Annotated in this window: 18 protein-coding genes; 10 read left to right on the top strand and 8 right to left on the bottom strand. The window is 72.8% G+C overall.

The genetic code is table 11. From position 1 onward, the window contains the following. Positions 1 to 81: 81 nt before the first annotated feature. Entirely contained in the window at positions 82 to 594 is a 513-nt protein-coding gene (locus WMF24_RS23950; protein WP_437729682.1) for a hypothetical protein, read from the bottom strand. A gap of 515 nt (positions 595 to 1109) precedes the next feature. On the opposite strand from WMF24_RS23950, the gene WMF24_RS23945 reads away from it, so the two are divergent. From WMF24_RS23945 to WMF24_RS23915, 7 genes are all read left to right on the top strand, one after another. Next, positions 1110 to 1712: an RNA polymerase sigma factor gene (locus WMF24_RS23945; RefSeq protein ID WP_437729681.1), complete on the top strand. Its 603-nt coding sequence runs from the start codon at positions 1110 to 1112 to the stop codon at positions 1710 to 1712. After that, complete coding sequence (locus tag WMF24_RS23940) at positions 1709 to 2593, top strand: tetratricopeptide repeat protein (RefSeq protein WP_437729680.1); 885 nt, start codon at positions 1709 to 1711, stop codon at positions 2591 to 2593. Before WMF24_RS23945 ends, WMF24_RS23940 begins: the two co-directional genes overlap by 4 nt. A 55-nt stretch (positions 2594 to 2648) precedes the next feature. Next, the gene (locus tag WMF24_RS23935; protein ID WP_437729679.1) at positions 2649 to 4421 is read left to right on the top strand and encodes an LA_2272 family surface repeat-containing protein; all 1773 of its coding nucleotides are present in this window, start codon (positions 2649 to 2651) and stop codon (positions 4419 to 4421) included. A gap of 312 nt (positions 4422 to 4733) precedes the next feature. Next, positions 4734 to 7133, top strand: coding sequence for an endopeptidase La (lon, locus tag WMF24_RS23930; protein WP_437729678.1), 2400 nt, complete (start codon positions 4734 to 4736; stop codon positions 7131 to 7133). Positions 7134 to 7596: 463 nt separating this feature from the next. Beyond that, the gene (locus tag WMF24_RS23925; RefSeq protein ID WP_437729677.1) at positions 7597 to 8550 is read left to right on the top strand and encodes an endonuclease/exonuclease/phosphatase family protein; all 954 of its coding nucleotides are present in this window, start codon (positions 7597 to 7599) and stop codon (positions 8548 to 8550) included. Positions 8551 to 8559: 9 nt separating this feature from the next. Then, positions 8560 to 8988 carry a hypothetical protein gene (locus WMF24_RS23920; RefSeq protein WP_437729676.1) on the top strand — a complete coding sequence of 143 codons (429 nt, stop codon included), beginning with the start codon at positions 8560 to 8562 and terminating at the stop codon, positions 8986 to 8988. A gap of 480 nt (positions 8989 to 9468) precedes the next feature. Further along, a complete protein-coding gene (locus tag WMF24_RS23915) occupies positions 9469 to 10389 on the top strand; it encodes a hypothetical protein (protein WP_437729675.1) in 921 nt (306 codons plus the stop codon). A gap of 141 nt (positions 10390 to 10530) precedes the next feature. Here WMF24_RS23915 and WMF24_RS23910 read toward each other — a convergent pair whose 3' ends face one another. The 3 genes from WMF24_RS23910 to WMF24_RS23900 all read right to left on the bottom strand — a co-directional run bounded on the left by WMF24_RS23910 (position 10531) and on the right by WMF24_RS23900 (position 12698). Further along, the gene (locus tag WMF24_RS23910; RefSeq protein ID WP_437729674.1) at positions 10531 to 10764 is read right to left on the bottom strand and encodes a hypothetical protein; all 234 of its coding nucleotides are present in this window, start codon (positions 10762 to 10764) and stop codon (positions 10531 to 10533) included. Next, complete coding sequence (locus tag WMF24_RS23905) at positions 10761 to 10964, bottom strand: hypothetical protein (protein ID WP_437729673.1); 204 nt, start codon at positions 10962 to 10964, stop codon at positions 10761 to 10763. Before WMF24_RS23905 ends, WMF24_RS23910 begins: the two co-directional genes overlap by 4 nt. Positions 10965 to 11117: 153 nt before the next feature. Continuing rightward, positions 11118 to 12698 carry an aldehyde dehydrogenase family protein gene (locus tag WMF24_RS23900; RefSeq protein ID WP_437729672.1) on the bottom strand — a complete coding sequence of 527 codons (1581 nt, stop codon included), beginning with the start codon at positions 12696 to 12698 and terminating at the stop codon, positions 11118 to 11120. Between the two features lie 317 nt (positions 12699 to 13015). On the opposite strand from WMF24_RS23900, the gene glgB reads away from it, so the two are divergent. Together glgB and WMF24_RS23890 are read left to right on the top strand one after the other, a co-directional pair. After that, on the top strand, positions 13016 to 15277 hold the full coding sequence (glgB, locus tag WMF24_RS23895) for a 1,4-alpha-glucan branching protein GlgB (protein WP_437738747.1): 2262 nt from the start codon (positions 13016 to 13018) through the stop codon (positions 15275 to 15277). Between the two features lie 668 nt (positions 15278 to 15945). Beyond that, positions 15946 to 16554, top strand: a complete 609-nt coding sequence (locus WMF24_RS23890; RefSeq protein ID WP_437738746.1) for a response regulator — start codon at positions 15946 to 15948, stop codon at positions 16552 to 16554. Positions 16555 to 17021: 467 nt separating this feature from the next. Here the strand turns inward: WMF24_RS23890 and WMF24_RS23885 are convergent, their stop codons facing one another. The 4 genes from WMF24_RS23885 to WMF24_RS23870 all read right to left on the bottom strand — a co-directional run bounded on the left by WMF24_RS23885 (position 17022) and on the right by WMF24_RS23870 (position 20828). After that, the gene (locus tag WMF24_RS23885) at positions 17022 to 17663 is read right to left on the bottom strand and encodes a hypothetical protein (RefSeq protein WP_437738745.1); all 642 of its coding nucleotides are present in this window, start codon (positions 17661 to 17663) and stop codon (positions 17022 to 17024) included. After that, entirely contained in the window at positions 17660 to 18217 is a 558-nt protein-coding gene (locus WMF24_RS23880; protein WP_437738744.1) for an FMN-binding protein, read from the bottom strand. The genes WMF24_RS23885 and WMF24_RS23880 overlap by 4 nt, the downstream gene beginning before the upstream one ends. Positions 18218 to 18304: 87 nt before the next feature. Beyond that, positions 18305 to 19672 carry a protoporphyrinogen/coproporphyrinogen oxidase gene (locus WMF24_RS23875; RefSeq protein ID WP_437738743.1) on the bottom strand — a complete coding sequence of 456 codons (1368 nt, stop codon included), beginning with the start codon at positions 19670 to 19672 and terminating at the stop codon, positions 18305 to 18307. A gap of 22 nt (positions 19673 to 19694) precedes the next feature. Beyond that, positions 19695 to 20828 (bottom strand): hypothetical protein, encoded by a 1134-nt coding sequence (locus WMF24_RS23870; RefSeq protein WP_437738742.1) that lies wholly within the window; start codon positions 20826 to 20828, stop codon positions 19695 to 19697. 191 nt (positions 20829 to 21019) lie between these two features. Between WMF24_RS23870 and WMF24_RS23865 the strand changes: the two genes are divergently transcribed. After that, positions 21020 to 21178 (top strand): hypothetical protein, encoded by a 159-nt coding sequence (locus WMF24_RS23865; RefSeq protein ID WP_437738741.1) that lies wholly within the window; start codon positions 21020 to 21022, stop codon positions 21176 to 21178. Positions 21179 to 21287: the final 109 nt, after the last annotated feature.

Genomic DNA, 21287 nt, shown 5'->3' with positions numbered 1-21287 from the left:
CTCCTGGCGTCTTGGCGCTTGCTTTTGCTTCCAGCTATCGTCCGACGCCGGGGCGTTGCGGCGCAGGGGAGCGCCGGCGGCTCAGGTGCAGGTGCCTTCCACGCACGCGCTGCCGCTCGGACAGTCGCAGTCCACCTCGCAGGAGATGGCCGGCTCGGGCGGAGGCTGGCAGTACCCGCCCTCGCACGACTCGCCCTCTGCGCACTCGCACGAGGCCGCACAGGGCACCTTGCAGGCCCCCTCGACGCACGCGCTGCCGCTCGGGCAGTCGCAGTCCGCCTCGCACGCGGCCGTCTCCCCCCCGGTGCCGGCGCCGCCGTCGCCGCCGTCTCCGTCATCGTTGGGGTCCGGGCGCCCGATGTCGGGCGCGTCGGGCGCGTCGGGCGCGTCGGGCGCGTCGGGCGCGTCGGGCGCGTCGGGCGCGTCGGGCGCGTCGGGCGCGTCGGGCGCGTCGGGCGCGTCGCCCCAGAAGCACTCCTCATCGTCGTCCCAGTCGCAGTCTCTGTCGGTCTCGATGTAGCAACCGAGCATCGTTGTGGAGAAGAAGCACAGAGAGAGACCGAGACCCCACTCGAAGGCCGTGCGCATGCTCATACGTCATCACTCCTGATCGGCGAGACGGATCCAGGACAGCGGCGCCGACCGTCAACCGCGGCGCCCTCTGCCCACCCGATGCTGCGTGCCCGGCGGCGCCCCGTCCGTTCAACCGCCCGCGCGCCGCCGCACGATTCCGACGCCCGCCCACCCCCGCACCCCCGCCGGCGGCCCAGATCGCCCCCGGCCGGCGCTCTCCCCCGGTTTTCGCTCCCCCGCGTTGAACGTCCCCGGCCCCTCCGGGCACGAAACGGACGCGGAGCCATGAACGACCGCCTCCCTGCCGGGCACGAAGCGGTGTGCCCCCCATCGCCCTGGACCCGCCGGCGCTCGCTCACCGCAAACGGGCAGCGCCGCGGGGCGCGTTCGGATGTAACCATGATGACGCAGGAATGGACCGAGATGGGACAGAGCAGGCCGCGGGCTTCCCGCCGGGCGAGCCGTCGGGCGCCGTCCGCCCGCCGCGCGCGCCGCGCGGGCCGCACGTGCCGCACGTTGAAGAGAGGAAGGGGCCGATGAGGACCATCGCGCTCCTCGTGCCCTTCCTCTTCTCCCGCGGCGCCGAGCGCGCGCAGGATCCGGAGGAGGCCCTCGTCGAGCGGCTGCGGCGCGGCGAGGCCGCGGCGATCGGCGAGGCGTACGACAGGCACTACGACGCGGTGCGCGGGTTCGCCCGCCGCCTCACCGGCGACGACGCCGCCGCCGAGGACCTCGCGCACGACGTCTTCGTCAGCCTGCCGCAGGCCGCGCAGCGGTTCCGCGGCGGCTCGTCGCTCAAGACGTTCCTCATCGCGATCGCGGTCAACCACGCCCGCCACCACGTCCGCGCCGCCGCGCGCCGCCGCGCCGCCATGGAGCGCCTCGCCCTCGAGCCGGACGACGACAGCTCGCCGAGCCCCGAGCGGGAGGCCGGCCGCGCCGCGCTCGCCCAGGCCCTGAACCGCGCCCTCGACGCGCTCCCGGACGCGCAGCGCGCGACGTTCGTCCTCTGCGAGGTCGAGGAGCGCAGCGCGCGCGAGGTGTCCGAGATCCTCGGCGTGCCCGAGGCGACCGTGCGCACGCGGCTGTTCCACGCCAAACAGAAGCTCCGCACGCTGCTGGAAGAGAGGACCCCATGAAGGACGACGTGCTCCGCGAGGCCGCGCGCGCGCTGCGCGAGGAGGCAGGCGCGTCGCGCGCCCGTCGCGACGAGACGCGCGCCCGCGTGATGAGGAGCCTGAAGGCGCAGCGCGCCCGCCGGCTCACCACGGTCCGCGTCGCGGTCCCGCTGGCCGCCGTGCTCGTCGGCTCGGCCGCGTGGGCCTCGGCCGCGCGCTGGTTCCCCGACGCGTGGAACGACCTCGCCTCCCAGCTCGGCCTGAGCGTGGCCGATCCGCCCGACGCGCCGCCCGCGCCGCCGATGTCGCGCGCGCTGCCCTCGCCGCGCCGCGCAGCCGAGGCCGACGCGCCCGCGCCGCCGCCGCCCGAGCCCGAGGCGCCCGCGCCGCCGCCGCCCGAGCCCAGCAGCGTCGCCGAGCTCGCCCCGCCCGCGCCGCTGCCCGCGCCGCCGCTCTCGCCCTCCGCGCCGCCCGAGAGCGCGCCGGCGCCGCGGCGCGCGCCGGTCGTGGCGGTCGCGCCGCGGGCGCGATCGTCGTCGAGCGCGCCCGTCGCGGCGAGCCCCGCGAAGCCCGCGCAGCCGCCGGCGGACGATCCGCAGGCGATCCAGCGTCCGCCCGCCGGCCCCGACGCCGACGCGCTCTACCAGGCGGCGCACCGAGCGCACTTCGTCGACCGCAACCCGTCCGCCGCCCTCGCCGCCTGGAACGACTACCTCGCCGCCGCGCCGCGCGGCCGCTTCGCGGTCGAGGCGCAGTACAACCGCGCCCTCTGCCTCGTGCGCCTCGGCCGCACGGACGAGGCGCGGCGCGCGCTCGAGCCGTTCGCGCAGGGCGCCTTCGGCGGCTACCGTCAGACCGAGTCGCGCTCGCTGCTCGAGGCCATGAGCAACGCCGGCCCGTGATCGACCATCGGCGCGCGCGTGAACGAACGCGCCTCGAGCGGGCACTGCACGGTCGATGAACACCCCCGACATCGCTCCTCACCTCGCACCTCCGGGCGGCCTGCCGCGCGCCCGTCGGAAGGTCCCCGCGCGCGGCGCCGTCCTCGGCGCGGGCGTCCTCCTGCTGCGCGCGATCGCGGCCGCGGGCGTGTTCGCCGCGGCCGCCGCGCTCCCCGAGAGCGCCCTCGCCGCCGCGCCGAGCGCCGCCGGCGTCGACCTCGTCGTCGACGGCGCCTCGTGGACGCTCGACCCCGAGGCGGTGCGCGCTGCGCTCGCGCGCGAGCTCGGCGGCCCCGTCACGGCGGTCGACGCGGCGACCGCCGGGCGCCCCACGCTCACCCTTCGCGGCGAGCCCGACGGCCGCGTCACGCTGACGTACAGCGCCCCCGACGGCCGCCACATCGGTCGCACGATCGACGTCCCCGAGGATCCCGATCGCGCCGCCGAGGCGATCGCCCTGCTCGGGGGCAACCTCGTCCGCGACGAGGCCGCGGAGCTCGCCGCCGCCCTGAACAAGCGCCCGCCCGAGGAGCCGGCCGCGGCGCCGCCCGCGCCCGCCGCGCGCCCCGCGTCACCCGCCGCGCGCGCCGTGCAGCCGCCCGGGCGCCCCGCGCCGCCCGGGCCTCCTCCCTGCGCCCTCCCCGGCGCGAAGCACGTCCTCGTCGGCGGCGACATCGTCCCCTTCGTCGGCTCCTCGAACGTCGACGGCACGAACGTCGTCCGCCGCTACTCGCTGAACCTCGTTGGCGGGTACACGGCGGGCGTCTCCGGCGTGGAGCTCAGCGCCGGCGTCAACGTCCTCTCGTCGTTCCTGTGCGGCGCGCAGATCTCGACCGCCGGAAACCTCGTGCTCGGCCCGGCGCGCGGCGCGCAGATCACGGGGGGGCTCAACCTCGCCACGTCGCTCGACGGCGCGCAGCTCGGCTCGTTCAACCTCGCCACCGGCCCGGTCGACGGCGTGCAGGGCGGCCTCCTGAACGTCGCCGTCGGCGCCGTGGCCGGCGCGCAGCTCGGCGCGGCCAACGTCGCCTTGGGCGACGCGACCGACGTGCAGGTCGGCATCGCCAACCTCGCCGTGAGCGCGTCGACCGACGTGCAGCTCGGCGTGGCCAACGTCGCCGCGGGCGAGTCGGCCGACCTGCAGATAAGCCTCGCCAACGTCGCCGCCGGCAAGTCGAACGACGTGCAGATCGGCCTGGCCAACCTCGCCGCGGGCGAGTCGACGGGCGTCCAGATCGGGCTCCTCAACGTGTCCACCGGCGCGGTGCGGGGCGCGCAGATCGGCCTTGTCAACTACGCCGACGCGTCGCCGTTCTCGCTCGGGCTGCTCAACATCATCCGCAACGGCCGCCTCCACATCGACGCCTGGGGCACCGAGTCGGGCCTCGCCATGGCCGGCATCAAGCACGGCAGCGACCACTTCCACAACGTCTACGGCATCGGCGTCCGCCTCCTCGGCGACCGCCCGCTCCTCGCGTACGCGCTCGGCCTCGGCGGCCGCATCTCCCTCGGCGAGCGCGTGTACGCCGACCTGGACGTGCTCGGGTACTCGCTCCACGAGCCCTCCGTGCTCAAGCCCACGGCCGTGCTGACGCAGGCGCGCGCGCTCCTCGGCCTCCGTCTCCTCCCCGGGTTCGCGATCTTCGGCGGCCCCAGCTACAACGTCGCGTTCGGCGAGACCCCCGAGGACGCCGGCCTGAGCCCCTACGGCAGCATCCCGCTCCGCATCGACGACTCCTTCTCCCAGCGCGCCTGGCCCGGCGTCGTGCTCGGCGTCCAGGCGCTCTGACCCGGACGCCACGCTCGTCCGGCAGCGAGCTGACGCTTCGCTCGGCGTCCAGGCGCTCCGACCCGCGCTCTGGCCCGCGTGCGCCGAGCTCGTCGGTGGCGGGTTGACGGACCGGTGAACGAATTTACTTTCCGTTCATCGATTCATGGAGCTCGCCCGAGCGGTCGCTCGCGGCGGTCTACGTGAGCGTCCCATCCGCGCGCCGCGCGCCGCCCTCACGGGCGAGGCGCGGCGCAGCTCATCCACCAACGTCCACCAACTGTCCGGTTCCGGCAGGGATGGCGCGAGCCAGCCGCTGCCACAGGAGTCCGCATGAGCCAGCTTCGCAGCGGCGCCAGCGCGCCTCGCTCTCCATTTCCCCTGCTCCCGCTCCGCACGGGCGTGCTCTTCCCGGGCACCGTGCTCACGCTCCCTGTGGGGCGCGCCCGCTCGGTGGCGCTGCTCAACGCGGTGCACGCCGGCGACGTCATCGGCGTCATCGCGCAGCGCGACCCGAAGCGCGAGGATCCCCGGCGCGAGGACCTCCACGACATCGGCACGTTCGCCCGGATCGTCGACGTCACGCGCGTCTCGAACGGCTTTCGCCTCGTGATCGAGGGGCTCGACCGCTTCGCGCTCACCGCGCTCGTCGACACCGACACCGAGCCGTACTGGCGGGCCGAGGGCGCCGTCGCGCCCGAGTTCCTCGGCGACGCCGAGGAGGCGCGCCTGCTCGCCGCGTCGCTGCGCGAGCGCGCCCGCGAGGTCGGCCAGAAGCTCGCGACGAACCTCGCCGAGATCGCCGCCACGAGCCGGGCCGAGCCGGGCCTCCTCGCCGATCAGATCGCCGGCGCGCTCGGCCTCCCGACCGACAAGGAGATCGAGGTGCTCGCCGAGCTCCGCGTCGTGCCGCGGCTCCAGCGCGTCGCCGCGCTGCTCTCCGAGGCGGCCGCCCTCGCCGATCTGAAGAAGAAGATCGACAGCGACGTCCGGCGCGAGCTCGGCAAGGGTCAGCGCGAGGTGATCCTCCGCGAGCAGCTCCGGGCGATCCAGAAGGAGCTCGCGGGCGGCGACCAGGGCGAGGACGAGCTGGCGATCCTGCGCAGGCGCCTCGACGAGGCCGGCCTCCCCGAGGAGGCGCGCGCCGTCGCCGATCGGGAGCTCCGCCGGCTCGAGTCGGTCGGCCCGCAGAGCGCGGAGCACAACGTGATCCGCACCTACCTGGAGTGGATCGCCGATCTGCCGTGGAGCGCGCGGGCGTCGGTGAAGGACGACCTCGACGCGGTCCAGGCGAAGCTCGACGCGGATCACCGCGGCCTCGACGACGTGAAGCGCCGCATCCTCGAGCACATGGCGGTGCTCAAGCTGACCGGCCAGCCGCGCGCGACGATCCTCTGCTTCGCGGGCCCGCCCGGCGTGGGCAAGACGTCGCTCGGCCAGTCGATCGCGGACGCCACGGGCCGCCCGTTCGTGCGCATCTCGCTCGGCGGCGTGCACGACGAGGCGGAGCTGCGCGGTCACCGGCGGACGTACGTCGGCGCGCTGCCCGGCCGCATCGTCCACGCGCTGAAGAAGGCGAAGGTGAAGAACCCTGTCGTGCTCCTCGACGAGGTCGACAAGCTCGGCGCCGGCTGGCGCGGCTCGCCGGAGGCGGCGCTCCTGGAGGTGCTGGATCCCGAGCAGAACCGGACGTTCGTCGACCACTACATGGAGCTCCCGTTCGATCTGTCCGAGGTCGTCTTCCTCTGCACGGTGAACGATCTCGGCGCGCTCTCCGCGCCGCTGCGGGACCGGCTCGAGGTCATCGAGCTGTCCGGCTACACGCCGGACGAGAAGATCGCGATCGCGCGGTCGCACCTCGTCCCGAAGCAGCTCGCGGAGCACGCGATCGACCCGGCGCTGCTCGCGATCACGGACGACGCGCTCGCCGCGATCGTGCGCGACTACACGCGGGAGGCCGGGGTGCGGCAGCTCGGCCGCGAGATCAAGAAGCTGTGCCGGGCGGTCGCGCTCGAGGTCGCCCGGGCCGTGGACGGCAAGGCCGCGCGCGTCGTCGTCGAGGCGCACGATCTCGGCAAGTACCTCGGCAAGGTCCGGTTCTTCAGCGACGTGGCGGAGCGGACGAGCGTGCCTGGGGTCGCGACGGGGCTCGCGTGGACGCCGGTGGGCGGGGACATCCTGTTCATCGAGACGTCGCGGATGCCGGGGAAGGGGAGGGTGGAGATCACGGGTCAGCTCGGCGACGTGATGAAGGAGTCGGCGAGGGCGGCGCTCTCCTACGTGCGCAGCCACGCGGGCGAGCTCGGGGTCGACACGGCGAAGCTCGAGGCGGAGGACCTGCACATCCACGTCCCTGCGGGCGGCGTGCCCAAGGACGGGCCTTCCGCGGGCGTGACGATGTTCACGGCGCTGACGTCGCTGCTCTCCGGGCGGCGGGTGCGGTCCGACACGGCGATGACGGGCGAGTGCACGCTGCGCGGGCGGGTGCTGCCGGTGGGCGGCATCAAATCCAAGGTGCTGGCGGCGCACCGGGCGGGGATCACGCGGGTGGTGCTGCCGCAGAAGAACGCGCGCGACGCGGAGGAGATCCCGAAGGAGGTGCGGGCCGAGATGGAGCTCATCTTCGTCGAGGACATGAGCCAGGTGCTGGCGGCGGCGCTGGAGGAGGCGCCGATCGAGGCGGCGGGCGCGAGCGGCGCGGGCGTCCCCGCGGAGCCGGCGGCGGCCGCGTAGGCGCGCGGGGGGGGCCGCCGCGCCGAGGCCGCCCGCGCCGGCGGGGGGCTGTGCGCGGCGGCGCGCGGGCGGGCGCTCGGCCATCCGCCAAGACGGGGGCCGTGGAGCTTGCGCATAGACCACCACCCGGCATGTCTCACTTCGGGCCATGCCACCTGAAACGTTCCGATGCGCGCCACACAAGGCGCGCCTGAGACGCGGAGCCCCCTGAGACCCTATGGCACCTCGTTCGGTGCTCGCCGCGCCCGCCCGCGCGCCGCCGCGCACAGCCCCCCGCCGGCGCTACCGTTGTGCTGGGGGCGTCGTTCACGGGGGCGCGCCGAGATGCGCGCACTCTCGCCCGGAGGAGCAGGGTGAGGCGCGGCGGCTCCCAGCGGCGGTTCGTGCGAGCCGCGCCTGTACGCCCTCGTCAGCGGGGGGCCAGGGCGCTTGACTCGGGGGGGGGCCTGGGTATGCATCGCGCATGTCCGGCGCCCTCGAGCGGATCCCATTCGCGTGGTGGAACACGAAGGTTTCGCCCCCGAGCATCCGCGCGAGCGCGACAGAGAGGCATCGGACCGCCGTCGTCGATATCTTGCGCGCGCTGGTCGAGCAGCACGGCTGCCTCTTGGTCGCCCTGGCTGAGGTCCAAGGTGAGAACGTCCTGGGGTGGCTCCCTGATGGCCTGCGCGCGAGCTGGAATGCCGTGAGCGACACGTCCGGCGAGCGCCACGCTTTCGACGTCGCGATCGCCTACGACCGAAGGACGCTGACGCTCATGGACCACCGCTGGGTGCGGACGTACCATGCTACCCATGCGGTTCGAGCGGGGCTCGTCGCGACGTTCGGTGTGCATGACCGCGGCGGATGGCTCATCGTCGCGGCCGCGCATTGGCGGTCGAACGTCGGCGATGCCGCGGGCGCCGACGCGCTGAGGTCGCGCTCCGCCGAGGTACTGCGCGACGCGATCCTCGCAAGCACGGAGGCCGTCGGCGAGGACGTCCCCGTCCTCATCCTGGGCGACTTCAACGCCGAACCGTTCGACAAGCAATTCGACGCGAGTCTTCCGACGTCGCGGTCGCGGGCTGCAGTCCAGCGGCACCGGCCCCGCTCGCGGTCAGACCTTCTCTTTTACAACGCGGCGTGGCGCTGGCTTGGCGAACGTCATGCCTGGGATGGCGAGCAACAGCCACCGACGCTCGCCGGTACGTTCTGTTCGACAGGCACTGTCCGGCCGACATCCTGGCGGACGTTCGATCAGGTGCTCGTCTCGCCGTCGCTGCTTCGAAGAGACGGCTGGTCGCTCGACGAGAGGATCCTCGGAATCCATGACGACAGCGCGGTCTTCGACCGGGCTGGGGCGCGTCCTCGTGCGCCGTTCGACCACCTACCCATCGTGGGCCACCTTCGATGGCTCGCGCCACCGACGATCGACTGAGAGGGATCTATGGCCAGCTTTGGAGAAGCACTGAAGAAGGGGCTCGACGCTCACAAGCGTGCGGCGGAGGCACGAAAGGAGATGGAGGAGGTGCTCGCCGCCGCGTCGGCGGAGGTGGCAACGATCACGGGGGCGCCCATCGCGCTTCGATTCGAGACCGTCGAGCATGCGGTGCGAGAGGCGTCCCACGCCGAGGTTCTCATGGGCATACCCGCGCCGCGTCAGACGATCACTGCGCTCGCGGCGCGGCTCGACACGGGCCCCTTCACGCCGCTGGCCGAGGTAACCTTCGGGGAGCTCGGATACCCCGTGAGGCTCCGCTGGGAGAATCGCTTCGACTCGGCCAACGATCGCGCCTCCTTCGAAGAGCTCCTCAAGGCGATCCTCGAACACAGCGCGACGGGAGAGAAAATCAGCGCGCTCATCACGGGAAAGTAAGCTCCGGAAGCACCGGCGTGCCGTCGAGCAAGCCACCCATAACGCCCCCAGCCGGTGCACCCGCACCTTGGCCAGCAGGTCCCTGACGTTCGCCAGCAGGTCACGGACGCTCGCCAGCACGTCCGGGTCCCTTGTCAGCACCCGCTGGTGCAGCTCCCCCGCGCTGCTGGCCCCGTCCCCCGACGTGCTGGGTACGCTCCTCCGACCTGCTGGCGCAGCCGCCCCGCTGCGCTGGCGTCGCTCCTCCGCCCTGCTGGTGCACGCGCCCCGCCGCGCCGGCCGCGATTCCCGGCCCGCTGGTCCCGTTGCCCGTCCCCGCCGGGCCGCGTCCCGGAAGCGCTGGCGTTGCTCCTCTGCGACGCAACCATGCTCCCCAGAGGTCCAGGGCCTGCTGCGGTGATGCCGGGCTCTGCTGCCGTGCTACGACCGCCCGCTGGCCACGACGTCCACACTGGCCACCACCCCACCAGGAGGTAGGTTATGGGAATCGAACTCTCACAAGAGCAGCACGCCGTCCTGAAGGAGACCCGCGCGGTCGGCACCCCCGCGGAGTTTCAGGCCCTCCTCGAGCAGGCGCGCCCCGAGATGGACCGCATCGTCCGCGAGGTCATGGAGCCGAGCCAGCCCATCTCGACCACGCTCACGGAGCTCCGGGATCTCTACCTGTCGGTCGTCCAGTACGAGGCGGCGCTCGCGAGCAAGGCGTACGGCCCCGAGCGCCGCGCGCTGCTCCGCGGCGCCATCCAGCTCCTCGATACGGCGAACCTCTGGTTCGGCGAGGGCAAGCGCACCGGCGCCTACCAGGTGCGATCGATCGAGCAGGTGCTCAAGGCGAGCCGGCCCTGGCGCGCGCGGCTCAAGGCGTTCGCCGACCAGGCGTTCGTCTTCGAGCCGGACGTCGCCGAGCAGTTCGCCGACGTGAACACGAGCGGCACCCTCGACGAGGAGGTCAGCGACCTCGGCATGCTCCTCCGCCTCGCCCGGCAGCACCAGGCCCGCTTGACGCCGGTCGGCCTCACCGAGGACTTCCTGCGCGAAGGGAGCGTCCTGCTCGACGAGGTGAGCGGCCGCGACCTGCTCGGCATCCTCGGCCTGCGGAACCGCGAGGAGGCCATGGTCCTCCGCAACTCCATCGTGACGTACGCCACGCTGCTCGGGCACGAGGCGCGCGCCGCCGGCGTCAACGCCTGCTGGGACATGCCCGAGGCGAAGCGCCGCTTCAGCGCCGCCTCGTTCCGCAACGCCCTGCGGAGGCTCCGCCCGAAGCGCCGGGGCAGCGCCGCCGCGCCGGTCGAGCCGGCGCCGGTCGAGACAACGCCGGTCGAGGCCAAGCCGGCCGAGACCAAGCCGGCCGAGGCAAAGCCAGCCGAGCCCACGCCCGTCGAGCCCGCGCCGATCTGAAGCGACGCGTCTCACCGCTCGCGGGGCGCTGGATCCCGGCGCCCCGCGGGGCGGCTTCGCAGCACATGCCTTCAGCCCGAGATCGCCGATCGACGAGACCACCGGCGCCCGAGGCCCAGGCTCCCCTCGGCGATGTAGCGCTCAGCGAACGCGATAGATGCGAAGCACGGTGATCGTCCGCGCCTCGCGATCGATCGCGAGCACCGCGTCGTGGAAGCCCGCGCGGAGGAGGTGATAGGGCGGCTCCCAGGCGAGCTCGCCTTCGCCCGTCTCCGCGAAGCGCACGACCGCCCGGTCGATCATGAAAGCCGAGTGCATCGGCAGGCTGTAAAACGTCGCAAGGGCGGGGAAGTTCCAGACGACGCGGAAGCTCATCCGTCGTGCTTGCGGGACAGCTCCTCCAGGGCCTGCGGCAGATCCTCGTGCGCGACGAGGCGCGCTCGGCCCGCCGCGATGTCGGCGAGGTCTTGCTCGAGCTCGGCGCGCTGCTCCGGCGTGAGCCTCTGCACACGCGGCGCGCGGCCGATGGCCGCAAGGATGGGGTCGCTCGGCAAGGCGTCGGGGCGGGTGGCCATGGACCCAGCGTGGATCGGAAGGGGGCACGGGAGCAAGGGCCGCGTCTGTCGGTCTCTCGCGAAGGCCAGGCGCCACCGTCCCCCCCGGCGGCCGTCCTGCCTGGCACCCGGCCGGCCCGCTACCGCCGTGGCGCCCGCACCCGCCTTCCTGCCCTAGAACAGCTCGCCGATGCGCCGCAGCCAGCCCCCGCTCGAGTAGAGCGCGCGCATGCCCCGCTTGAACCAGCCGTACGACGCCTCGGTGTAGGGGAACCAGATCGGATCCTTCGACCCGAGCGCGACGCGGTCCGCGTTGATGTGCTTGACCTCGCACATCTGCCGCAGCCCGTCCTCGCCCATCACCCGGCCGAAGCCGCTCTGCTTGACGCCGCCGAACGGCGCGTCGGGCAGGGCGCCGTTCATCAGCACGTCGTTCACCAGCACGCTGCCCGCCTGCAGGCGCTCGGCGAGCCGCCGCGCGTGGTCGGTGTCCTCCGAGAAGACGTACGCGTTCAGCCCGAGGTGCGACTCGTTCGCGAGGCGGATCGCCTCCTCCTCGGTGGCGACCTGCATGAACGGCACGACCGGCCCGAAGATCTCCTCCTTCATCACCGTCATCGCGTGATCGCAGCCCGCGAGGATCGTCGGCTCGAAGAACTGGCCCTGCCCCTGCGCGCGCTTGCCGCCCACCTTCACGCTGGCGCCCTTGTCGACAGCGTCCTTGATGTGCCGCTCGGCCACCTCGATCTGCGGCGCGAAGATGATCGCCCCGACGTCGACGAACTCCTTGCCCGGGTCGCCCTGGCTCAGCCCCCGCGTGATCTCGACCGTGCGCTCGAGCAGCTTGTCGTGGATCTCGCGGTGCGCGTAGACCCGCTCCACCGAGAGGCAGACCTGCCCCGCGTTCGCGAACCCGCCGAAGACGATCGCCTGCGCCGTGCGCTCGACGTCGGCGTCCGCGCACGCGATGAGCGGCGCCTTGCCGCCGAGCTCCATCACGCACGGGATGAGCCGCTCCCCGCACGCCGCCGCCACCCGCTTGCCGGTGCTCACGCTGCCCGTGAACACGAGCATCTGGATGCCGCTGTCGATGAGCGCCGCGCCGGTCGGACCGTAGCCCGTGACGACCTGGAACAGATCCTCCGGCATGCCCGCGCCGTCCCAGATCTCCTTCTGCTTCATCGCGATGAGCGGCGTCACCTCGCTCGGCTTGAGCACGGCCGCGTTGCCGGCCACGACCGCCGCGAGCACGTCGCGCAGCGCGAGCTGGAACGGGAAGTTCCACGGCGAGATCACGCCGACGACGCCGCGCGGGACGTGGTGGACCCAGCTGCGCCGGTGCTTGAAGAGGTGGAGCTTGATCTCGCGCGGCTCGAGCGCCTTCGGCGCGATGTCCGCGAAGTACGTCGCCATGTCCGCCGCGACGAGCACCTCGTGCAAGAGCGCCTCGTGGCGCGGCTTGCCGCACTCGCGCGAGAGCAGGTCGACGATCTCGTCGGCGCGGTCGACGATGGCGTCGCGGAAGCGGAGAACGCGCTGGCAGCGCTCCTCGACCGGCAGCGCGCCCCACGCCTCCTGCGCGCGCCGCGCCCGCGCGACCGCGGCCCGCACCTCCTCGGCGCTCCTGTTCGGGACCTCCCCGAGGAGCTCCCCGGTCGCCGGCGCGTAGCTGCGGATCGTCTCGCCCCCGTGCCCGTTCACGCCCGGACCGCCGCCGTTGCCCCCGATCGCGCGTTCGCTCACCACCTGACCCATGTTCGATCCCTCCGCCTCTCGAGCCCCGCGTTCTTGCCGGACGGCCTCCGCGGCTCGCTGCTCGGCGCCGGGACCCTACCCCTCCTGCGAAGGTGCAGCAAATGCGCATGCCCCCTGTTTTCTCGGCCAGCGCGCGCGATCGGCCCCCGGACGTCCGATGTTGCACTGCGGACAAATGATGGGCACACGGCCGCTGCGCCAGGGGCGGCCGCCCGGCGAGGGCCGGGGCCGGCTTCGTCAGGGTGAGCCTGGCTCTCGTCTCGGGCGGACTCTCGGCATGACGTCGGCGAAAGGAGCCGGTATAGGCAGACCCCGACATGTTGGAACAACGAGAAGTCGATCTCATCGCGCCTGAAGTCGATCGCATCGTGGCTGTCGAGCACCCGGACCCCCACCATGTGCTCGGCCCGCACGAGGTGGGCGACGACCTGGTGGTCCGCGTCTTCCGCCCCGACGCCACCGAGATCAAGGTGCTGCCGGACGATCCGTCGCTGCCGAAGCTGCGGATGAAGCGCGTGCACCCGGCGGGCCTGTTCGAGGCGCGCTTCCCCGGCGTGTCCTACCCGAAGGACGGCCGCTTCCACTACCAGCTCGACCTGCGCCATCCGGACGGGAACGCCTCGGTGGAGCGCGACCCGTACGCCATGCGGCCCACGCTCGGCGAGATCGATCTCCACCTCCTCGCGGAGGGGAAGCACTGGGAGCTCTACCGCGTCCTCGGCTCCCACGTGCGCGAGGTCGACGGCGTGTCCGGGACGGCGTTCGCCGTCTGGGCCCCGAACGCGCGGCGCGTGAGCGTCATCGGCGACTTCAACTGCTGGGACGGCCGCCGCAGCGCCATGCGCCGGATGGGCGAGGGCTTCTGGGAGATCTTCATCCCCGGCCTCGGCGAGGGCGCGCTCTACAAGTACGAGATCAAGACCCAGGAGGGGCACCTCACGGTGAAGACCGATCCCCTCGCGCAGGCGATGGAGCTCCGGCCCGCCACCGCCGCCCGGGTCACGACCAGCCGCTACACGTTCCAGGACGACGCGTGGATGAAGGAGCGCGGGCGGCTCGACTCCCGCAAGAAGCCGATCGCGATCTACGAGGTGCACGCCGGCTCCTGGCGCCGCGTGCCGGGCGAGGGGCCCCCGTACGAGCACGGCATGCGGTGGATGACGTACCGCGAGCTCGCCGACCACCTCGTCGACTACGTCGTCGAGCTCGGCTTCACCCACGTGGAGCTCATGCCGGTCATGGAGCACCCGTTCGACGGATCGTGGGGCTACCAGGTGGCCGGCTACTTCGCCCCGACCAGCCGCTTCGGCGATCCCGACGACCTGCGGTACCTCATCGACCGGTTCCACCAGCGGGGGATCGGCGTGATCCTCGACTGGACCCCGGCGCACTTCCCGAAGGACGCGTGGGCGCTCGGCCGGTTCGACGGCACGGCGCTCTACGAGCACCTCGACCCGCGGCTCGGCGAGCACCGCGAGTGGAACACGTACATCTTCAACTACGGCCGCCACGAGGTGCGGAACTTCCTTGTCGCCAACGCCCTCTACTGGCTCGACGAGTTCCACGTCGATGGCCTGCGGGTCGACGCGGTCGCCTCGATGCTCTACCTCGACTACGCCGCGCAGGGCGGGGACTGGGTGCCGAACCGGTACGGCGGCCGCGAGAACATCGAGGCCATCGACTTCATCCGCGAGCTGTCGAACCGGGTCCACGAGCGCCACCCGGGCGCGATGCTCTGCGCCGAGGAGTCCACCGCCTGGCCGTCGGTGACCCACGCGACGTACGTCGGCGGGCTCGGCTTCGACTTCAAGTGGAACATGGGGTGGATGCACGACACGCTCGACTTCTTCAAGCACGAGCCCATCCACCGCGCGTTCCACTATCACCAGCTCACGTTCGGGCTCATCTACGCCTTCTCCGAGAAGTTCCTCCTGCCGCTGAGCCACGACGAGGTCGTCCACCTCAAGCGGGCGCTGCTCTCGAAGATGCCCGGCGACTACTGGCAGATGCTCGCGAACCTGCGCGCGCTCTACGGCTACATGTGGGCGCACCCGGGCAAGAAGCTGCTCTTCATGGGCGGCGAGTTCGGCCAGTTCGCCGAGTGGAGCGAGAAGACGGAGCTCGACTGGGGCCTGCTCAACGTCCCGCAGCACGCCGGGCTGAAGCGGCTGCTCACGGACATCAACGCGCTCTACAAGAAGTACCCGGCGATGTACGAGCTCGACGACGAGCACCACGGATTCCGGTGGATCGACTGCACCGACAACATGCAGACGGTGATCTCGTTCATCCGCTACGGGGACGGCGCGGGAGATCAGATGTCGCCGTCGGGCGTCCACGTCGTGTTCATCGGCAACTTCACGCCGGTCCCGCGCCACCAGTACCGTATCGGCGTCCCGCGCCGCGGCGCGTACCTGGAGGTCCTCAACACGGACGCGACCGAGTACGGCGGCAGCGGCGTCGGCAACATGGGCCGCGTCGAGGTCGAGGACGTCCCCTGCCACGGCTTCCCGCAATCCATCGTGCTGACGCTCCCGCCGCTCGGGGTGCTCTGGCTCGTCCCCGAGCGCGACGCGTAGCCCGACGCTCGGTCCAGCGCCCCGAGCAGCGCGGCGGCGCCTCGCCCGCCGCGCTCGCGCCCCTGCCGCGCTCCTCCGCCGCCGCCCGCGCCCGGGCCGCCCCGGCACACCTCACCCTCTCCGAGGCGCTCACCGCCATGGCGGCGAGGTGTGCCTTGTGCGTCCAGGTCGGAGCGCTGTTCCTCCGGGCGCGGACCTCCCACGCGGGTCGCGCGCCGTGGTTCCGTTCAAATCGTAGCTCTGTGCCACGCTGGTACCGTGTGCGGAGCCGCTGGTTCAATTGTTCAACAAGGCACCACGCGCGCGTCGTGTTTCACGCTCCGGCCGACTGCAGCGTTCGAAACATACTTGCTTCGAAATACAAACTTCTTTACTAAGAGACTTCCGCGCAACGGATGTGGCGCTTTCGCTTCGTCGGAGCGATGGCGCCGGGATCGGGGGGGGACTTGACCAGGCGGCGCCGTTTCACTGTCTGCGACCCGGGGGGCGAGCGATCCGGTCGCGTCGATGACCTTGCCCGAGGCCAGGGCCTCCGACGGCGCCGCGACGTGACATGCGGCTGTCCTTGAATATCTACCCTGTCTCGCCGGACCCCGTGCTCTCTCGCGCGGCGCTCCCGACCGCGAGCCTCGGTGTTCGTGGGCATCGCGCAAAGGCGGGGTTCTTCGATGGTGCATAGCAACGACAAGCTCCTCGGTCCGATGAAGGCGGCGGCGACCCAGGGGGGCTCGTCGCGCTTCCTGTCGCCGCCGCCCCCCACGCCCTGGACTGGACCTGAATCCACCCGAGGCGGCGATGTCCGCAGGGTGCTCGTCATCGACGACAACCCGGCGATCCACCGCGATTTCCAGAGGCTGCTCTGCCCGGACCACGGGGCCGCGTCGGACCTCGACGCGCTCGACGCGGCGATCTTCGCGGCGCCAGCCCCGGCGGCGAGGACCACGTTCCAGGTGGACGGCGCCTGCCAGGGGCAGGAGGGCTACGAGAAGGCCCGTCGGATGCAGCGGAGCGGCCGCCCCTACGCGCTGATGTTCGTGGACATGCGGATGCCGCCGGGCTGGGACGGCATCGAGACGCTCGAGCGGATCTGGTGCGAGTGTCCGGACATCGAGGCCGTGATCTGCAGCGCTTACTCGGACTATTCGTGGCACGACGTGATCCGGCGCCTCAGGCGGCCCGAGCTGCGGCTCCTGACAAAGCCGTTCGAGAGCAAGGACGTGCTGGAGCTCGCCTGGTCGCTCACGTCCCGCTGGATCAAGCGGGGCGGGAAGCGGTGAGGCGCCCGCGCCGCGCGGGCGTTGACACGCGAGGATCGGTGTTTACACCTTCGAGTGGGTTCGGCAGGGGTCCTGAGCCACGCGCCTCACCTCGACCGGTCCAGCTCGCACAGAGGTGGTGAGCTCCCGCCACGGCGTCCTGCTCGGCATGGCCTCCCGGAGCTCCTCTGTCCGCCGGTGACTCCCGATCTGGCGTCCTCTGGCTCAGGGCCCCTCCGAACCTGCTCACGAGGAGCATAGGAGGAGAGATACTTCGTGAGACGCACGAAGGAGGTCACCATGCTGGCGCGAGCCACGCCCAGGTCCTCGACAGACGCTCTTCTTTCGCGCGTTCCCCGCGCCTCTCCGCTGGCCGGTGCAACGACGAAGGGGGAAACCATCCTGCGGATGCCCCCCACAACCTGATCTGCGAACGATCCGTGGAACACGGCAAGCGCGATGTCGCGCCAGCTCGGCGCGGCCTGGCCCTATCCCGGCTCCGCGGGTCCCGGCTCCGCGGGCGGCGCCGCCTCGCCCCGCCGCGTTCGCCTCGGCAGCCACATGTCCACGGTCGAGACGACCGCCATGGCGCCGAGCGACAGGAGCATCGCCACGCCGGAGATCGGCATCAGCGCCGCGGCGCCGGGCGCGCCCCGGATGAGCCACGGCGTCGCCATGTGCAGCCCGCTGGCAGCGACAGCGGCCACGACGCCCGCTGTGTGCAGCCACGACGGCAGCCTCGCGAGCAGCCAGAGGTGGGCGAGGATCAGCACGTACACGGGCACGGAGAAGAGGTGGAAGTGGGTCACCTCGAGCAGCTTCCGCTCGGAGATCTGCTCGACGAGCACGCGCGGCGCCTCGGGCGTCGCGGGCAGATCGAGCTCCGGGCCGAGATCGAGCGCCGGCCCCTCGGCCGGGGCGTCCGCCTGCGTCGTGGCGGGCGGCGCCGGCGCGACCACCGCCGCGCCCGCATAGTACCCGGCGGACCCTGCGTCCTGCACCATGGCCCCGTAGAGGCGCCACGACACGAGGAGGCCAACGATCGAGGCGACGGTGAACGCCGTATAGAGGAGCTTCGCGCCCAGCGAGAGCGACCTCAGCCGCCCCGCTGCCGCGGTGAAGTCCCTCATAGCCCGCCGCGCTTCAGCGCGAGCTGGAGGACGAGCGTGTCGCGCTTGACGCCGAGCGCCACGGAGCGGGACGAGATCGACGCGCCCGACACGATGTCGATGTCCTTGCCCGCGGTGATCGGGTCGTTCGCCGTCTTGCCGCGGAACTGCGCGCGGAAGCGATCGCCGCGGACCTCGTCGCCGTACGCCTCGCGATACTCCAGGATCTCGATCCGCTCCACGACGCCGGCCGTCGAGAACTTCACGGCGAAGTCGATCGGCTCGTGCATCCCCTTCTCTTCGTCCTTGATCGCGTAGCCGTCGGTCTTGCCGTCGGACTCCGCGACGTACACGACCCACTCGCGCTTGACCGGCGCCCCGAGCTTCTTGCCGATCTCCTGCGCCTCGGCGTCGCTCAGGACGACCTTGCGGTATCCGACCTTCTTCGAGCTCGCGAAGAAGCTCTTCAGGACGGCCGGGACCGTCCAGTACGTCGCGCCGTGGGCGGGGAGGGCCGCGAGCAGGAGCGCGAACGCCGCGGCGGCTGTGAAGTGGGCGGCACGGGAAGGATGCATCAACGCTCCGACGAGGCTGTCACTCATGAAAGTCAACGTCAACAGCGTCCGGGCGCTGGATCCCGTGGCTTCCGCGGCGCGGGGGCCTCAGTCGCGCACCTGGACGTCGAGGTAGCGCTCCGCGTCCAGCACCCAGGCTTCCGGGCTCTTGCCGGACTCGACGTGCGCCACCGCGTCGGCCGCGATCGCGGCGCAGTGGTCGAGGTTGCAGTGAAGGAACAGCGCCTGCCGCCCGAACGGCAGCGCGCCGAGCGCGGCGGCGCGGCGCATGGCGGCCCGCCAGTCCGCGAGCCAGCCGCGCCGGTAGAGCGGGTACACGCTCGGCACGAACCGCTGCCGGGCCTCGACCGGCGCGACCCCGCGCGGGGCGATGCCGGCGCGCACGAGCTGGTCGAGGAGCGCCTCGAGCGGCCGGCCCGCGGCGAAGTCGCGCCCGCGCCCCCAGGCGCCCTCGGGGATCTCCACACACAGCACCGTCTCGCCTGGGCGGCGCAGATCGGGCGCGTAGTTCTGCAGCTCGGAGACGCGGCCGAACCAGAAGCGCGGGTCGGGGCAGTAGTACGTCTCCGGCGTGCCCACCCGCGCGCGCGGGTAGGCGAGGTAAACGAGGTAGAGGCCGCGGTGCTCTAGCCGGCTGTCGGGCACGAGGTCCGCGAGGTCGCCCGCGAACAGGACGGGCCCGCGGCCGGCGCGCGCGCGCATCGCGGCGAGGTCGAAGCCCGTCCCGCACTCGGCCCGGACGCCGGCCTCCGCGAGCCGCGCCTCGAGGTACGCGATGATCGACGAGATCCCTCCGGGCGGGTAGACGAACCGCGCGAGCTCCGCCGCGGCGCCGCCGCGGGCGAGGCCCCTGAAGAGCGCGAGCGGGCTCGTCGTGCTGATCCGCTTCTTCGCCACGGTCTGCGACAGCTCGGACGGCGGGATGCCCCAGACCTTCTCGGCGTAGGGCCTGTAGAACGACGCGTACGCCGCCGCCCCGACGCGATCGCGCACGAACCGCTCGAAGCCGACGTCCTCGCCCGCGAGCGCGCGGTCGTGCTCCCAGCGGGCGAACGCCGCGCGGCGGCCGCGCTGCGCCACGAAGCCGAGGCCCATGGCGGCGCCGGCGCGGAGGCCGAGCGCGCGGAGCATCGAGGTCGCGCTCGGAGGGTAGGGGACGTGGCGCTCGCCGAGCACGAGCACCCCGCGCCGCGGGCGCACGAGGAGCGGGGCGCGCGCGTGCACCTCGCGGAAGAGCGGCTGATCGAGCGCGGCCGGGTGGAGCCGGTGCGAGCCGAGATCGCACGGCAGCCCGCGGAACGCCTCGGCGCCGGCGAGCCCGCCGGGGCGCGCCGCGCGCTCGAGGAGGCGCACGCGCCGGCCGGCGCGCGCGAGCAGCAGGGCCGCGTACAGGCCGGAGATCCCGGCGCCGACGACGAGGCGCTCGGGCCCGGCGTCGCCTGGGCGGAGTGACATGGCGTGCGCTCGGCCCCCGCGCTCAGTACATGAACCCGAGCCCGAAATTGAGCTGCGTCTGGTCGAACCCCAGCCTGCGGTCGCGGAGCTGATAGTCGGCCTTGAGCACGACGCCCTGGGTCGGGCGGTACGAGGCCCCGAGCGTGAGCTCGCGGACGCCGTACGACGCGTTCGCCGCGAAGCCCTCGGGCACAGCGGACTGCGTGTCGTACGCCTCGAGGCGCGCGAACGGCAGCAGCTCGTGGCCGAGGCCGAGCGGGCGGAGGACGTCGTAGGCGGCCTCGACGTAGCCGCCGCGGATGCGGCTACCGACAGGGCTCGTCGGGTCGATGAAATTGGGCGCGCCGCTCGCGTTGAACGAGACCATGAGGGCGCGCGCCTCGGGGAGGTGCCACTCGGCGAACAGGACCCGCGCCTCGATGCCGCTCCTGCGCCAGCGCGCGTCGATCGACCAGCCGAAGACGGGGACGGTGAGGTCCACCGGGGTGCCGTCGCGGAGGAAGAACTCGCCGTCGCCGTTCGGTCCAGCGTCGCTCGCGTACACGGACGCGCCGGCGATCGCGCCGAGCAGCGGCTCCGCCTCGACGCGGGCGACGCCGGCCCACGCGTTGGCGCGGGCGAGGCCGCCGCTCTGCCGCCCGCCGGCGAGGCCGCCGGCGCGGAAGCCGAGCGGATCGAGGCCGGTCATCGCGTAGGCCTCGAAGCGCAGCCAGTCGAGCGGCTGGCCGAAGGCGCCGATCGCGATCTCGCGCCACGTCGAGGGGATGACGACGGTCTCGACCTTCGGCCGGACGACGCCGTGGAACACCGGCGGCTCGTGCCACTGGTTGATGATCCCCATCGGGACGAGCACGAGGCCGGCGCGCAGCCCGAGCGCGCGGCCTTTCGCGTTCCATTCGACGTAGGCCTGCTCGAGCTCCGCGGCGCCGGGGCAGCTCGCGCAGGAGAGCGAGTGCTCCACCTCGAGCTCGACGTAGGACCGGATGTCGCTCGTGAACTCGTGCGCGACGAAGAGCACGAGCCGGGGGATGTCGGCGACCCACGCGCGCTCGCCCTCGCGGCCGGTCGTGGTGCCGCGGACGTGCACCTCGCCGTAGCCGCCGATGGAGGTGTTGCTGGCGCTCGCCGCGGCGCTCCGGAACCGCTGCTCGGTCATGCCGCGCGCGAGCTCGTGCTCCGGCGCCCGTCCGGCGCCCAGGCCGACGGCGGGCTCCGGCGCGTCGGGTGGCGGGGCGGCGTGCTCGGGGGCGAGATCGAGGGCCGGGCCATCCGCTGCGGGCCCCGGGGCGGGCGCGGGAGGAGGAGCTGCTGCGGGCTCCGGGGCGGGCGCGGGCGGAGGTGCCGGTGATGGCGGAGGTGCCGGTGATGGCGGAGGTGCCGGTGATGGCGGAGGTGCCGGTGATGGCGGAGGTGCCGGTGATGGCGGAGGTGCTGCCGCGGGCGGAGGTGCCGCGGGCTGCGCGGCCGCTGGCGTGGCCGCGGCGAGGGAAAGCAGCAGCGCGCTGAGGGCGGCACCCGCAGGGCGATGCCGCAAGGACGAGGTCGCTTTCATGGACGAGGACCGGGCGCCCGGCGAGGCGCGAGTCTTCGCGCCCCTGAAAACGGAGGTCAACCT

The organism is Sorangium sp. So ce1335, assembly GCF_051521615.1.
Classification (GTDB): domain Bacteria; phylum Myxococcota_A; class Polyangia; order Polyangiales; family Polyangiaceae; genus Sorangium.
The sequence above is the reverse complement of the archived record's forward strand: the minus strand, read 5'-3'. Positions and strand labels throughout refer to the sequence as shown.